Origin of the sequence: Cellvibrio sp. KY-YJ-3, assembly GCF_008806955.1 — a bacterium.
In the GTDB taxonomy this organism is placed as follows: Bacteria; Pseudomonadota; Gammaproteobacteria; order Pseudomonadales; family Cellvibrionaceae; genus Cellvibrio.
This window is the reverse complement of record NZ_CP031727.1, coordinates 1,750,001-1,765,958: the sequence shown is the minus strand read 5'-3', so window position 1 is coordinate 1,765,958 and position 15,958 is coordinate 1,750,001. Positions and strand designations below refer to the sequence as shown.

Below are 15,958 nucleotides of genomic sequence, written 5' to 3'. Positions count from 1 at the left end.
ACTAATTAGTGCTCACGGGTTGCGCGGAACACTACCTCGGGGTGACGCTCCTGGGTTAAGGATAGATTTACCCGCGACGGTGCGAGATAGGTCAGGTGACCGCCGCCATCCAACGCGAGATTCTCGGCGCATTTACGTTTAAATTCTTCCAGCTTTTTGGTGTCATCGCAGTCACACCAGCGCGCGGTGGTCACATTCACTGGCTCATACATAGCTTCCACTTTGTATTCATCCTTCAAACGATAGGCCACCACTTCAAATTGCAGTACACCCACAGCGCCAACCACAATATCGTTATTGTTAACCGGGAAAAATACCTGGGTCGAACCCTCTTCCGATAATTGCTGCAGGCCTTTTTGCAGCTGTTTCATTTTCAGCGGATCTTTCAAGCGAATGCGACGAAACAATTCAGGCGCAAAGTGAGGGATACCGGTGAACTTGAGGCTCTCCCCTTCGGTAAAGGTATCGCCAATTTGGATAGTGCCGTGGTTGTGCAAACCGATAATATCGCCAGCAATTGCCTCTTCCACTGCACTGCGGTCGCCCGCCATAAAGGTTACTGCATCGGCAATTTTTACATCCTTCCCTAAACGCACATGTTTCATTTTCATGCCCTGCGAATAAGTGCCGGAACAGATGCGCATAAAGGCGATGCGGTCGCGATGTTTTGGATCCATATTCGCCTGAATTTTAAAAATAAAACCGCTGAACTTTTCTTCCGCCGGCTCAACCAAACGCTCATGGGTTGCACGCGCACGCGGGGTTGGTGCCCACTCGACAAAGCCATCCAGCATTTCACGCACACCAAAATTACCCAGTGCGGTACCAAAAAATACCGGCGTCATACGCCCCGCCAAATATTCATCCAAATCAAACTGATGGGTTGCACCGCGCACAAATTCAATTTGATCGCGAATATCCTGCGCGTAACTGCCCAGCAGTTTGGTAGCCTCGTCGCTATCCAACCCGTTGATTTGAATATCATCGGGAATTGTGTGCCCCATGCCCTGCTGATAAACGTGAATCACATCAGTATAAAAATTATAGACGCCGACAAATTCCTTGCCGCTCCCCAAAGGCCAATTGATGGGCGCAGCAGTAATTTTTAGTACGTTTTCAATTTCATCCAGCAGCTCAACCGCATCGCGACTTTCACGATCCATTTTGTTGATAAAAGTGAGAATGGGTGTGTCACGCAGGCGGCAGACTTCCATCAATTTAATAGTGCGATCTTCTACACCTTTTGCGCCATCGATCATCATCAGCACCGAGTCCACCGCAGTGAGTGTGCGATAAGTATCTTCCGAGAAGTCTTCGTGGCCGGGAGTATCAAGCAGGTTGACTATGCGATCTTTATAGGGAAATTGCATTACCGATGAGGTTACGGAAATTCCGCGCTCCTGCTCCATAGTCATCCAGTCAGATTTGGCGTGCGGGCCGCGCTTACCTTTAACCGAACCGGCTAACTGAATGGCGTTACCCCAGAGCAATAATTTTTCGGTGACAGTAGTTTTACCGGCGTCGGGGTGAGAAATAATGGCAAAGGTACGGCGCTTTGCCAGTTCAGCAGTTAAATTAATCATAGAAATATCGCGTGTTAAAAATGAAGAAAAAGATGAGGAAATTATAACCTGTTACGCAAGCTTGCGCGCGTTAGGCCTCAGCGAGCAGGGTCTGCTGTTGGATATGTGTTTTGAGCCAGCACCAAGCCCAAATACCGAGGCCGAGATTGGCAAATGCAGTGGCAATAAAGATACCAATCATGCCCCACCAATGCTGCCCCAACCAGGCAAGTGGCAAATAAATATAAAAGACGCGTCCCGAGGAAATAATCATTGTCGGCCAGGGGCGCCCCAAACCATTAAAGGCCGCATTGACCGACATCACCAACCCATAGGCGCCATAACTGATAGGCACAATCATAAAATAAGCGGCAGTGATGCTGACAACTTCGGGGTGATCGCCAAATAGGCGGGCAATCTCCGCCCCCAAAATACCCAGCAATAATGCCAACCCCAAACCAAATGCGAGGCAGAAAACCGTCAGTACCCGCAAGGCTTCCTGTAATCGCTCTACGCGACCTGCACCGTAATTCTGCCCAAAAAATGGCCCAACTACTCCCGAAAGGGCATAAAACACTATCAATGCCAAAGGTTCTATGCGCATCGCAATGCCCAGTGCGGCAACCGCATCGGTGCCGTACGCAGCTACCATCGCAACCACTATTGCACTGGCAAACGGAATGATGACATTGGCAAACATCGCTGGCACACCCACCTCAATAATGGCCATCCACGACGATTTTAATTTCTGCCAAGGCAAGAATGGGGTCACCAGCATATGTACGCGCGCGTGCAATATATAGAGCGCCACCACCAACATCAGCGCGCGGGTAATTAATGTCGCCAATGCTGCGCCCTGTAATCCCAGCGCTGGAAACCCAAGTAAACCAAAGATCAACAGCGGGTCGAGCAGTACATTCAATAGCGCTGCGCCCCCCATCAAATAGCCCTGCACCTGACTCATACCCATCGCCCGCAAGGCGGACAAACACACCATCGGCACCATTAAACAAGGGGCACTGAAATACCAGATCGACATGTAAGAGCGGATGAGCGGGATTAAATCGGGCGTAGCGCCCAAGGCGAGAAACAGCGGTTCCAGCGTAACCCAGCCGAGTAAACACACACTGGCGGAGATAATAAAGGTGAGACTCATGGCATCGGTTGCCAGGCGCTTGGCTTTGTGTGGATCACCCTCGCCAATCGCACGTGCTACCGCGGAGGAAGTACCCGCACCAAGACCAATGCCGAGACTGGTGAGCACCATAATGACCGGAAAAGTAAAACTGAGTGCCGCAAGGGGCTCGCGCCCTAATTGGGCAATAAAAAAAGTCTCTATAGCATTGAGCGACATAGTTGCCATCAGCCCCCAAACCAAGGGCAACGCCAAACTTTTTAATTGTTCGGGAACGCGCCCTTCGGTAAGGGTTGCCTGTAGGGGTGTCGCCATAAAAACTGCCAAATGCGCGGAACAAAAATGGGCGTGCAGTATACACCAGTCCCCTTGCTGCCCCGCGCTTGCGGTTGTTAAAGCTGCGACAAAGTGTCGCACGCGGCAAGGGATAATCGGTTATTGCGCCCCTTAGCGCTATAATCGCCAAACACATTGTGGCAACAGCCAGCGATCGAGCAATGAATTCCAACAATCCTAAATCGGCTACCACCAACCGGGCACCATTTACCCTCGCTGACCACGGCCAACATCTTGGCTACTGGGTAATTATCCGTACGCTCGTTTTAATTTGTTTAGGTATTGCCGCCCTGTTTTGTCTTTGGCGAGATTCAATCAATCTACCTTTTACAGAAATACTTATTGCGCTGGTAATATTAACCAGTGTGAATTTGTTAACTTTTTCGCGCTTGCGACAAAAGCTACCGGTTACTGATATTGAGTTTTTTATCCAGCTATTGATTGACCTCGCCTGCTTAAGTGCCGTTTTTTATTTTAGCGGCGGTGCCAATAACCCCTTTGTTTCTTATTTTTTAGTACCCATTTGCATCTCCGCTGCCACGTTAAACAATCGCTACACATTGAGTATTACCACAATCAGTATTATCAGTTATTCCATCTTGTTATTTTTTAATATTCCTCTACCCGCACTTGCGCCACACCAGCATCATGGTGGAGATTCTTTGAACTTACATGCGTTGGGAATGTGGCTGAATTTTTTTATCAGTGCCGGACTCATTACTTATTTCGTCGTGAAAATGGCGCGTGATTTACGTCTGCAAGAAGCACAATTAAATCGCTGGCGTGAAGACCAACTGCGCGACGAACAGGTTATGGCTGTCGCAACCCTTGCGGCCGGAACGGCGCATGAACTGGGAACACCATTATCCAGCATGAAATTACTGCTTAATGAGCTACGCGATGAATACCAAAGCAATACACATCTACAAGAAGACTTAGTGCTACTACAAGACCAAGTGGCTCACTGCTCAACAATTTTGCGTAATTTAATCGCCACTGCCGAACAAACCAAAGATGGCCAAGTCGCCAAAGAACCCGTCGATAACTACTGTAAAAACCTATTGGAAAACTGGCAACTGATGCGCCCCGATGTCATCGCACAAATTCATCTGGCCAATAACCAAGTATCTGTAGAATGCCAATTTCACCCGACCATTGCACAAGCAATTTTAAATCTGTTGAATAATGCCGCCGATGCAAGCCCGACAAATATTCAGATTGATATTCACTGGGATAAACAACAACTTTATTGGACGATAACCGATGAAGGACCGGGCATTAATAAGGAGGTACAAGCGCACCTTGGGAAAAGTGTGGTATCGACAAAAAATAAAGGGATGGGCATTGGTTTGCTGCTGACACAAACCACTATTAATCGTTACGGTGGTGAAGTACGTTTGTACAATCGAGCTGTACGCGGCGCAATTACCGAACTGGTACTTCCGCTTAAACCGCCATCCGTTGCGAGCAACCACGATGAATAACCGGGACTTTCTCATTCTGGATGACGACATCACCTTCGCCAGCCTATTAACACGGGCCTTGGAGCGCCGTAACCTATTGTGCGAAGCGGCGAATAGCCCTAGCGATGCATTACAGTTATTAGAAAAGTTCCATTTCAAGCGCGCGATTGTCGATTTGAAATTAGGAGCGGATTCTGGTTTGCAATTTATTCGCGAACTCAAATTGCGCCAACCGGATGTGGTAATTGTAATGCTCACAGGATATTCAAGTATTTCTACTGCAGTAGAGGCAGTCAAACTCGGTGCAACTAATTATCTGTGCAAGCCCGCCGATGCAAATGAAATACTGGCAGCATTTGATACTGAAGAGTCATCGTTTACGGTAGATATAGATTACTCACCAATTTCAGTTGATCGACTGGAATGGGAACATATACAACGTGTGCTACAAGAAAATGCGGGGAATATTTCCGCTACGGCACGGGCATTGGGAATGCATCGTCGAACCTTACAACGCAAATTGCAGAAGCGCCCGGTAAAACACTAAAGCTGGCGCGCCATAAGCAAAGCATCTTCATGTCCATTGGCGGTGGGATAATAATTTTTGCGATTACCCAGTTCAAAAAAACCTGCTTTGGAATAGAGTTCAATCGCTTTTTGATTGGACACCCTCACCTCAAGAAAAAGCATATCTGCCTTGCCTGCCACACATTGCGTGGCGTATTCCAGCAAAGACTGGCCGATACCTTTGCGTTGAAACGCGGGCGAAACAGCCAAATTCAATAGCTCTGCATCACCGCCACCATGAGTGACAACAACATAACCTACCAGGGTGTTTTTGGTCTCTGCCAGCCAACATTTTTGCCGCCCTTTCAAGCAGTCCTCAAAGCTGGATTGCCGCCAGGGATGTGAATGCGCACTGCGCTCCAACTGCATAACGGCAGGAATATCCGCCGCAGTAATTTCACGCAAACAAAGTTCGAGACCAGTGTAAGTAACAAAATGTGGAATATCATTCATGAAATAAATCTATTTAACGCTCGCCCAAAAATGAGCCTTAAGACGGGGCTGCTGCAACAATTCCACCAAGCTCGGCAAAATAATGGCGCGCAGCGAATTCACACCAGTTCCCGTAGAGTTCAACACATGTTCCTGCCAATAGACATCTGCAGGTTTTATTTCGGCATCCAACAAATAACGAGCGGCGTTGTCCCCCATCAACCACAATCTGTTAATTGGGCGCAACTCGTTCTCTACGGCGAGCCAGGTTTGCAATTCATTGCGCGCGTCATCGGCTGTGCGCGAAACAAATCGGTTTTCAATCATCGGCCAACGCATGACCTCTTCGCGCAAATCAGGTTTTATCGTTGGTAAAAATGTGCGCAACAAATTATTCAACAATAATTCTGTTGGTAGAGCCAAACTGGAATTGCGCGAATCGACAATCAAAAAACCGGGTGCAGGGCGCCATAAGCTCAATGCAAATGGCTCAATAACAGGTGCTTTTTTGGTTTCAAACTGATCAAGAATGCTAGCTGCATTAATAGGTACAGTTAATTTTTTAACGGGTGCCACATCGGCAAGAATTTCAGATGCGAGACTATTGCCGACGGGCGCGGCTAACGGCGTTAATGTTATGGAGGACAAAGAAGTTGGCGCGAACTTATCTTGCAATAACGAAGGCACTTGCGCCTCTGCCGAAATAGGCAGTTCACAAACAACCGATGGCGGAGCAAAAGGTAATATCATGCGCGGCATGTAATTTTCTATGCCTAGCGCAGAAAGATAAGCTTGCCGTTGCAGCTCATTCGCCATTGTCTTTAAATTCCACCATGCTGTGGGTGCGCTTTTGCACCGCGCGATACGAGCAAGTTCAATGCATGCACATAAGCCTTAACCGAAGCAGCAACTATATCGGTATCCGCTCCCACACCGTTAACAATCTGGCCTCGATGTTCAAGCCTAACCGTGACTTCACCTTGGGAATCCGTACCCTGGGTAATCGCATTGACAGAGTAGAGCTGCAATACGGCACCGCTATTCGCCAAAGTCTCAATCGCTTTAAATGCAGCATCAACAGGGCCTGAACCAGTAGACGCTACTGATAGGCTTTCTCCACTTACCTTTAATTGCAACGATGCTTTAGGGTTCTGCCCCGTTTTGCAGTGAATCTCTAGAGCCTGAAATTCATAAACATCAACAAGTTCGTGAGTTTGCGAAGCGCTAACCAATGCCTGTAAATCTTCATCAAAAATTTCATGTTTCTTATCAGCCAACTCTTTGAACTTGGCAAACGCATTATTGAGCGCATCGCTATCCGCAAAACTTATACCCAAGGCTTCAAATCGAGCTTTCACCGCAGCGCGCCCTGAGTGTTTGCCCAAAACCAATTTATTGGTATTCCAACCTACATCTTCCGCGCGCATAATTTCGTAGGTTTCGCGATGCTTTAAAATACCATCCTGATGAATTCCCGACTCATGTGCAAAAGCATTTGCACCCACTATTGCCTTGTTAGGCTGCACCGGAAAACCGGTGATCGTTGAAACCAGACGCGAGGTTGGCACTATGTGGCTTATATCAATACTTGTTTCAACGGGCATTAAATCTTTGCGCGTTTTCACTGCCATTACAATTTCTTCAAGTGCAGCATTACCCGCTCTTTCTCCCAAGCCATTGATTGTACACTCGACTTGCCGTGCACCATACATAACTGCAGAGAGTGAATTGGCAACGGCAAGGCCCAAATCGTTGTGACAGTGGGTAGAGAAAATCGCTTTATCAGAATTAGGAACTGCTTCTATCAAGCGGCGAAACAGTAAGCCATATTCTCCAGGCTCACCATAACCAACGGTATCGGGTAAATTAATCGTTCGCGCCCCCGCATTAATCACTGACTCAATAATGCGGCACATGAATTCGAATTCTGAACGGCTGGCATCTTCAAGTGAAAACTCAACATCATCGGTAAACTGACGCGCTAGTTTAATCGCTGCAACAGCCTGCTCTAATACTTTGGGCGGCTCCATTTGCAGCTTGTATTTCATATGAATGGGAGATGTGGCAATAAAGGTATGTATACGCCCTGAATTGGCCGGTTTGATAGCTTCCGCTGCACGCTCAATATCTCCCTGCACCGCACGCGCCAAACTACATACAGTTGAATCTTTTATTACTTCGGCAACCGCACGTACCGACTCAAAATCACCAGGGCTGGCAATCGCAAAACCAGCCTCAATGACATCAACACGCATTTTTTCAAGCATTTTTGCAATGCGAACTTTTTCATCTCGGGTCATAGAAGCACCGGGACTTTGCTCTCCATCGCGCAAAGTAGTATCAAAAATCACCAGTTTGTCTTTGCTGCTCATAAAAAAATCCCATGAAATTTATTGGCTAATTATACGTCAGCCATCGGAAAATTAGTGTGCGAACCTCGGATCGAATTTTTAGATAATAAAATGAAAAAAGACTATGAAAAAATCAGCAAAAAAAACGCCCTGCAGATATCTGCAGGGCGTTCTGTATTTAAGAGCTTGACGATGACCTACTCTCACATGGGGAGACCCCACACTACCATCGGCGCTAAGTCGTTTCACTTCTGAGTTCGGAATGGGATCAGGTGGTTCCAACTTGCTATGGTCGTCAAGCAATTCGGTATGAGTTCGGAGGTCTTAGGATGTGTAGTACATCAGCCTCGATTGACTCAAATAGGGCGGTGGAATGCAAAGTTTTGCTGTACATATTCTTTGGATGCTTGCGTATCGTACAAGTCCGGTTGCAGATAAGTTTTACTTTCTGCCTGAATCGTAAACCGTCTAACAGTCGATTCTGTTATATGGTCAAGCCGCACGAGCAATTAGTATCAGTTAGCTCAACGCTTCGCAGCGCTTCCACACCTGACCTATCAACGTCGTAGTCTTCAACGGCTCTTTAGGGGGCTTAAAGCCCCAGGGAGATCTAGTCTTGAAGGAGGCTTCCCGCTTAGATGCTTTCAGCGGTTATCCCGTCCGAACATAGCTACCGGGCAGTGCCATTGGCATGACAACCCGAACACCAGAGGTTCGTTCATTCCGGTCCTCTCGTACTAGGAACAACTCTTCTCAAATCTCCAACGCCCACGGCAGATAGGGACCGAACTGTCTCACGACGTTCTAAACCCAGCTCGCGTACCACTTTAAATGGCGAACAGCCATACCCTTGGGACCGGCTTCAGCCCCAGGATGTGATGAGCCGACATCGAGGTGCCAAACACCGCCGTCGATGTGAACTCTTGGGCGGTATCAGCCTGTTATCCCCGGAGTACCTTTTATCCGTTGAGCGATGGCCCTTCCATACAGAACCACCGGATCACTAAGACCTACTTTCGTACCTGCTCGACATGTCTGTCTCGCAGTCAAGCGTGCTTTTGCCTTTACACTAACCTCATGATTTCCGACCATGATTAGCACACCTTCGTGCTCCTCCGTTACTCTTTGGGAGGAGACCGCCCCAGTCAAACTACCCACCATACACTGTCCGTAACCCCGATAAGGGGCCGACGTTAGAACCTCAAACATACCAGGGTGGTATTTCAAGGACGGCTCCATCGAAACTAGCGTCTCGACTTCAAAGCCTCCCACCTATCCTACACAGATAGGTTCAAAGTTCAGTGCAAAGCTATAGTAAAGGTTCACGGGGTCTTTCCGTCTAGCCGCGGGAACACGGCATCTTAACCGCGATTTCAATTTCACTGAGTCTCGGGTGGAGACAGCGCCCCCATCATTACGCCATTCGTGCAGGTCGGAACTTACCCGACAAGGAATTTCGCTACCTTAGGACCGTTATAGTTACGGCCGCCGTTTACCGGGGCTTCGATCAAGAGCTTCGCTTGCGCTAACCCCATCAATTAACCTTCCGGCACCGGGCAGGCGTCACACCCTATACGTCCACTTACGTGTTTGCAGAGTGCTGTGTTTTTAATAAACAGTTGCAGGGGCCTGGTATCTTCGACTGCCAATAGCTTACGGGGCAAGCCCTTCACCATCAGCAGTGCACCTTCTCCCGAAGTTACGGTGCCATTTTGCCTAGTTCCTTCACCCGAGTTCTCTCAAGCGCCTTGGTATTCTCTACCTGATCACCTGTGTCGGTTTGGAGTACGGTCTCTTTTTACCTGAAGCTTAGAGGCTTTTCTTGGAAGCATGGCATCAAGCACTTCATGTTCCGAGGAACACTCGTCATCAGTTCTCAGCCTTAGCATCCCGGATTTACCTAAGACACCAGCCTACGACCTTAAACACGGACAACCAACGCCGTGCTGCTCTAGCCTTCTCCGTCCCCCCATCGCAGTAAAAAGAGGTACAGGAATATTAACCTGTTTCCCATCGACTACGCGTTTCCGCCTCGCCTTAGGGGCCGACTAACCCTGTCCCGATTAGCGTTGGACAGGAACCCTTGATCTTCCGGCGGGGGAGTTTTTCACTCCCCTTATCGTTACTCATGTCAGCATTCGCACTTCTGATACCTCCAGCATGCTTCTCAACACACCTTCGACGGCTTACAGAACGCTCCCCTACCCCACATACAAAGTATGCAGCCGCAGCTTCGGTTGCTAGTTTTAGCCCCGTTACATCTTCCGCGCAGGCCGACTCGACTAGTGAGCTATTACGCTTTCTTTAAAGGGTGGCTGCTTCTAAGCCAACCTCCTAGCTGTCTAAGCCTTCCCACATCGTTTCCCACTTAACTAACATTGGGGACCTTAGCTGGCGGTCTGGGTTGTTGCCCTCTTGACAACGGACGTTAGCACCCGCTGTCTGTCTGCCATGATTGCACTCCAGGGTATTCGTAGTTTGCATGGGTTTGGTAAGTCGGGATGACCCCCTAGCCCAAACAGTGCTCTACCCCCCTGGGTGAGACATGACGCGCTACCTAAATAGCTTTCGGGGAGAACCAGATATCTCCCGGCTTGATTAGCCTTTCACCCCTATCCACACGTCATCCCCAAATTTTTCAACATTTGTGGGTTCGGTCCTCCAGTTAGTGTTACCCAACCTTCAACCTGCACATGGATAGATCGCCGGGTTTCGGGTCTATTGCCAGCGACTAGACGCCCTATTAAGACTCGCTTTCGCTACGGCTCCCCTATACGGTTAACCTTGCCACTGACAATAAGTCGCTGACCCATTATACAAAAGGTACGCAGTCACACCACGAAGGTGCTCCTACTGCTTGTACGCACACGGTTTCAGGATCTATTTCACTCCCCTCACAGGGGTTCTTTTCGCCTTTCCCTCACGGTACTGGTTCACTATCGGTCAGTTGGGAGTATTTAGCCTTGGAGGATGGTCCCCCCATATTCAAACAGGATATCACGTGTCCCGTCCTACTCGTTTTCATGACTAAGGCATTTTCGTGTACGGGGCTATCACCCTGTATCGCCGCACTTTCCAGAGCGTTCCACTAACACCAAAGCCACTTAAGGGCTGGTCCCCTTTCGCTCGCCGCTACTAAGGGAATCTCGGTTGATTTCTTTTCCTCCGGGTACTTAGATGTTTCAGTTCCCCGGGTTCGCTTCCAGCAGCTATGTATTCACTGCAGGATACTTACTAAAAGTAAGTGGGTTCCCCCATTCAGAGATCTCAGGATCACAGCTTGTTTGCCAGCTCCCCTGAGCTTATCGCAGGCTCCTACGTCTTTCATCGCCTCCAACTGCCTAGGCATCCACCGTGTGCGCTTAGTCGCTTGACCATATAACACAAGCGACTGCTTTAACGATTTACAACATTGATACGCTCACGATAATAAGCGCATCGCATGAGTATGATTCGCCGGACTTTTGTGTAGAGATACACAAGACATCCATAAATCAGCAATTTATTACTTTACATTCCACCTTGTTAAAGAGCATCTGGCGTAAAAACCAGTCAATTAACTTCTTTTCTTTTAGACACTTTTCAATTCCTTAAGCCGGAATGCAAAGTATTTAAAGAGCAGACATTAATTGACTGACTTCTTCTTTAATCAATAAAAGAGTGGTGGAGCTAAACGGGATCGAACCGTTGACCTCCTGCGTGCAAGGCAGGCGCTCTCCCAGCTGAGCTATAGCCCCTTTTTCGAGGGAACTTCAAAACACAGAAGTTGGTAGGCCTGGGCAGACTCGAACTGCCGACCTCACCCTTATCAGGGGTGCGCTCTAACCAGCTGAGCTACAGGCCTATATCCTGGTCTGTAGACACTAGTTGTCGGCCGCTTACCTTTCAAAGTAACTCGCGGCGTCTAGCGACAAGCACTAGGGGACTAGCGACTAACAAATCTTTTATTGATTCCAGTCGATCAAGCAATGCGTGTGAGCACTTACAGACGGGTTGGCATATCGTTTAAGGAGGTGATCCAGCCCCAGGTTCCCCTAGGGCTACCTTGTTACGACTTCACCCCAGTCATGAATCACAAAGTGGTAACCGTCCCCCTTGCGGTTAGACTAGCTACTTCTTTTGCAACCCACTCCCATGGTGTGACGGGCGGTGTGTACAAGGCCCGGGAACGTATTCACCGTAACGTTCTGATTTACGATTACTAGCGATTCCGACTTCATGGAGTCGAGTTGCAGACTCCAATCCGGACTACGAACGGTTTTACGGGATTAGCTCCACCTCGCGGTTTGGCAACCCTTTGTACCGCCCATTGTAGCACGTGTGTAGCCCAGGTCGTAAGGGCCATGATGACTTGACGTCATCCCCACCTTCCTCCGGTTTGTCACCGGCAGTCTCCTTAGAGTTCCCGCCATTACGCGCTGGCAACTAAGGACAAGGGTTGCGCTCGTTACGGGACTTAACCCAACATCTCACGACACGAGCTGACGACAGCCATGCAGCACCTGTCTCAGAGCTCCCGAAGGCACCAATCCATCTCTGGAAAGTTCTCTGGATGTCAAGACCTGGTAAGGTTCTTCGCGTTGCGTCGAATTAAACCACATGCTCCACCGCTTGTGCGGGCCCCCGTCAATTCATTTGAGTTTTAATCTTGCGACCGTACTCCCCAGGCGGTCTACTTAGTGCGTTAGCTGCGCCACTAAGAGCTCAAGGCTCCCAACGGCTAGTAGACATCGTTTACGGCGTGGACTACCAGGGTATCTAATCCTGTTTGCTCCCCACGCTTTCGCACCTCAGTGTCAGTATGAGTCCAGGGTGTCGCCTTCGCCACTGATGTTCCTCCAGATATCTACGCATTTCACCGCTACACCTGGAATTCCACACCCCTCTACCCTACTCTAGCTTGCCAGTTCTAACTGCAGTGCCCAGGTTGAGCCCGGGGATTTCACAGCTAGCTTAACAAACCACCTACGTGCGCTTTACGCCCAGTAATTCCGATTAACGCTTGCACCCTCCGTATTACCGCGGCTGCTGGCACGGAGTTAGCCGGTGCTTCTTCTGTGGGTAACATCAATTCACTCACGTATTAGGTGAATGACCTTTCTCCCCACTGAAAGTGCTTTACAACCCTAAGGCCTTCTTCACACACGCGGCATGGCTGGATCAGGCTTGCGCCCATTGTCCAATATTCCCCACTGCTGCCTCCCGTAGGAGTCTGGACCGTGTCTCAGTTCCAGTGTGACTGATCATCCTCTCAGACCAGTTACGGATCGTCGCCTTGGTGAGCCTTTACCCCACCAACTAGCTAATCCGACATGGGCTCATCTGATAGCGAGAGGTCCGAAGATCCCCCCCTTTCCCCCGTAGGGCGTATGCGGTATTAGCGTTCCTTTCGAAACGTTGTCCCCCACTACCAGGCAGATTCCCATGTATTACTCACCCGTCCGCCGCTTTACTCATTCCGAAGAACTTTCGCGCTCGACTTGCATGTGTTAGGCCTGCCGCCAGCGTTCAATCTGAGCCATGATCAAACTCTTCAGTTTAAAATCAGGTGTCGTCTAGTCGGCAAACCGAATAGAACAACTAAAACGTGCTCAGAATTATTAAACACAAATACATTACTGTTTGTGTGTTCACTTCATCTGATAATTTGCTTGTTGCCAATCACCATCCGCAAGTGCCCACACGCATTGCTTGATCTGTCTTGTTAAAAAACCGGTTAGCGCTTCGGCTCAACCGTGGGAGGCGCATTATACGCACCTTCTATCCTACTGCAAGCGTTTTCTTTCATTGCTTACTCAAATTCGCTTTGCTGACCCTTTTAAAATCAAGGGCTTGTACTAATAGAAAAGCCCCGCCAGCAATGCTGACGGGGCTTTGGACTTAAGAGCTTGACGATGACCTACTCTCACATGGGGAGACCCCACACTACCATCGGCGCTAAGTCGTTTCACTTCTGAGTTCGGAATGGGATCAGGTGGTTCCAACTTGCTATGGTCGTCAAGCAATTCGGTATGAGTTCGGAGGTCTTAGGATGTGTAGTACATCAGCCTCGATTGACTCAAATAGGGCGGTGGAATGCAAAGTTTTGCTGTACATATTCTTTGGATGCTTGCGTATCGTACAAGTCCGGTTGCAGATAAGTTTTACTTTCTGCCTGAATCGTAAACCGTCTAACAGTCGATTCTGTTATATGGTCAAGCCGCACGAGCAATTAGTATCAGTTAGCTCAACGCTTCGCAGCGCTTCCACACCTGACCTATCAACGTCGTAGTCTTCAACGGCTCTTTAGGGGGCTTAAAGCCCCAGGGAGATCTAGTCTTGAAGGAGGCTTCCCGCTTAGATGCTTTCAGCGGTTATCCCGTCCGAACATAGCTACCGGGCAGTGCCATTGGCATGACAACCCGAACACCAGAGGTTCGTTCATTCCGGTCCTCTCGTACTAGGAACAACTCTTCTCAAATCTCCAACGCCCACGGCAGATAGGGACCGAACTGTCTCACGACGTTCTAAACCCAGCTCGCGTACCACTTTAAATGGCGAACAGCCATACCCTTGGGACCGGCTTCAGCCCCAGGATGTGATGAGCCGACATCGAGGTGCCAAACACCGCCGTCGATGTGAACTCTTGGGCGGTATCAGCCTGTTATCCCCGGAGTACCTTTTATCCGTTGAGCGATGGCCCTTCCATACAGAACCACCGGATCACTAAGACCTACTTTCGTACCTGCTCGACATGTCTGTCTCGCAGTCAAGCGTGCTTTTGCCTTTACACTAACCTCATGATTTCCGACCATGATTAGCACACCTTCGTGCTCCTCCGTTACTCTTTGGGAGGAGACCGCCCCAGTCAAACTACCCACCATACACTGTCCGTAACCCCGATAAGGGGCCGACGTTAGAACCTCAAACATACCAGGGTGGTATTTCAAGGACGGCTCCATCGAAACTAGCGTCTCGACTTCAAAGCCTCCCACCTATCCTACACAGATAGGTTCAAAGTTCAGTGCAAAGCTATAGTAAAGGTTCACGGGGTCTTTCCGTCTAGCCGCGGGAACACGGCATCTTAACCGCGATTTCAATTTCACTGAGTCTCGGGTGGAGACAGCGCCCCCATCATTACGCCATTCGTGCAGGTCGGAACTTACCCGACAAGGAATTTCGCTACCTTAGGACCGTTATAGTTACGGCCGCCGTTTACCGGGGCTTCGATCAAGAGCTTCGCTTGCGCTAACCCCATCAATTAACCTTCCGGCACCGGGCAGGCGTCACACCCTATACGTCCACTTACGTGTTTGCAGAGTGCTGTGTTTTTAATAAACAGTTGCAGGGGCCTGGTATCTTCGACTGCCAATAGCTTACGGGGCAAGCCCTTCACCATCAGCAGTGCACCTTCTCCCGAAGTTACGGTGCCATTTTGCCTAGTTCCTTCACCCGAGTTCTCTCAAGCGCCTTGGTATTCTCTACCTGATCACCTGTGTCGGTTTGGAGTACGGTCTCTTTTTACCTGAAGCTTAGAGGCTTTTCTTGGAAGCATGGCATCAAGCACTTCATGTTCCGAGGAACACTCGTCATCAGTTCTCAGCCTTAGCATCCCGGATTTACCTAAGACACCAGCCTACGACCTTAAACACGGACAACCAACGCCGTGCTGCTCTAGCCTTCTCCGTCCCCCCATCGCAGTAAAAAGAGGTACAGGAATATTAACCTGTTTCCCATCGACTACGCGTTTCCGCCTCGCCTTAGGGGCCGACTAACCCTGTCCCGATTAGCGTTGGACAGGAACCCTTGATCTTCCGGCGGGGGAGTTTTTCACTCCCCTTATCGTTACTCATGTCAGCATTCGCACTTCTGATACCTCCAGCATGCTTCTCAACACACCTTCGACGGCTTACAGAACGCTCCCCTACCCCACATACAAAGTATGCAGCCGCAGCTTCGGTTGCTAGTTTTAGCCCCGTTACATCTTCCGCGCAGGCCGACTCGACTAGTGAGCTATTACGCTTTCTTTAAAGGGTGGCTGCTTCTAAGCCAACCTCCTAGCTGTCTAAGCCTTCCCACATCGTTTCCCACTTAACTAACATTGGGGACCTTAGCTGGCGGTCTGGGTTGTTG

7 protein-coding genes, 2 tRNA genes and 5 rRNA genes (1 of these 14 only partly in view) are annotated in these 15,958 nt (G+C 49.3%); 2 read left to right on the top strand and 12 right to left on the bottom strand.

The window, feature by feature from the left end; genetic code table 11:
- Positions 1-5: 5 nt before the first annotated feature.
- Positions 6-1,583, bottom strand: a complete 1,578-nt coding sequence (locus D0B88_RS07440) for a peptide chain release factor 3 (RefSeq protein WP_007646283.1) — start codon at positions 1,581-1,583, stop codon at positions 6-8.
- A 70-nt stretch (positions 1,584-1,653) separates the two neighbouring features.
- Positions 1,654-3,012, bottom strand: coding sequence for an MATE family efflux transporter (locus D0B88_RS07435; RefSeq protein WP_151056222.1), 1,359 nt, complete (start codon positions 3,010-3,012; stop codon positions 1,654-1,656).
- 182 nt (positions 3,013-3,194) lie between these two features.
- Here D0B88_RS07435 and D0B88_RS07430 point away from each other — a divergent pair, with 182 nt between their 5' ends.
- The gene (locus tag D0B88_RS07430) at positions 3,195-4,517 is read left to right on the top strand and encodes an ATP-binding protein (RefSeq protein ID WP_151056220.1); all 1,323 of its coding nucleotides are present in this window, start codon (positions 3,195-3,197) and stop codon (positions 4,515-4,517) included.
- Complete coding sequence (locus D0B88_RS07425; RefSeq protein WP_007646278.1) at positions 4,510-5,043, top strand: response regulator transcription factor; 534 nt, start codon at positions 4,510-4,512, stop codon at positions 5,041-5,043. Before D0B88_RS07430 ends, D0B88_RS07425 begins: the two co-directional genes overlap by 8 nt.
- On the opposite strand, the gene rimI is transcribed toward D0B88_RS07425, so the two are convergent.
- The 10 genes from rimI to D0B88_RS07375 form a co-directional block, all read right to left on the bottom strand.
- The gene (gene rimI / locus D0B88_RS07420; protein ID WP_007646276.1) at positions 5,040-5,516 is read right to left on the bottom strand and encodes a ribosomal protein S18-alanine N-acetyltransferase; all 477 of its coding nucleotides are present in this window, start codon (positions 5,514-5,516) and stop codon (positions 5,040-5,042) included. The two genes, D0B88_RS07425 and rimI, sit on opposite strands and share 4 nt — an antisense overlap.
- Positions 5,517-5,525: 9 nt before the next feature.
- On the bottom strand, positions 5,526-6,311 hold the full coding sequence (locus D0B88_RS07415; RefSeq protein WP_151056218.1) for a hypothetical protein: 786 nt from the start codon (positions 6,309-6,311) through the stop codon (positions 5,526-5,528).
- 5 nt (positions 6,312-6,316) lie between these two features.
- On the bottom strand, positions 6,317-7,867 hold the full coding sequence (locus D0B88_RS07410) for a 2-isopropylmalate synthase (protein ID WP_151056216.1): 1,551 nt from the start codon (positions 7,865-7,867) through the stop codon (positions 6,317-6,319).
- A 163-nt stretch (positions 7,868-8,030) separates the two neighbouring features.
- Positions 8,031-8,146 (bottom strand): 5S ribosomal RNA (gene rrf / locus D0B88_RS07405).
- A 188-nt stretch (positions 8,147-8,334) separates the two neighbouring features.
- Positions 8,335-11,222: ribosomal RNA gene (locus D0B88_RS07400) — 23S ribosomal RNA — on the bottom strand.
- Positions 11,223-11,507: 285 nt separating this feature from the next.
- Positions 11,508-11,583, bottom strand: a tRNA-Ala gene (locus D0B88_RS07395).
- 30 nt (positions 11,584-11,613) lie between these two features.
- A tRNA-Ile gene (locus tag D0B88_RS07390) sits at positions 11,614-11,690 on the bottom strand.
- Positions 11,691-11,852: 162 nt separating this feature from the next.
- A 16S ribosomal RNA gene (locus D0B88_RS07385) occupies positions 11,853-13,386 on the bottom strand.
- A 346-nt stretch (positions 13,387-13,732) separates the two neighbouring features.
- Positions 13,733-13,848 (bottom strand): 5S ribosomal RNA (gene rrf / locus D0B88_RS07380).
- Positions 13,849-14,036: 188 nt separating this feature from the next.
- A 23S ribosomal RNA gene (locus D0B88_RS07375) occupies positions 14,037-15,958 on the bottom strand; it runs 966 nt beyond the window's last position.
- Together the 16S, 23S and 5S rRNA genes with 2 tRNA genes alongside form the textbook arrangement of a ribosomal RNA operon.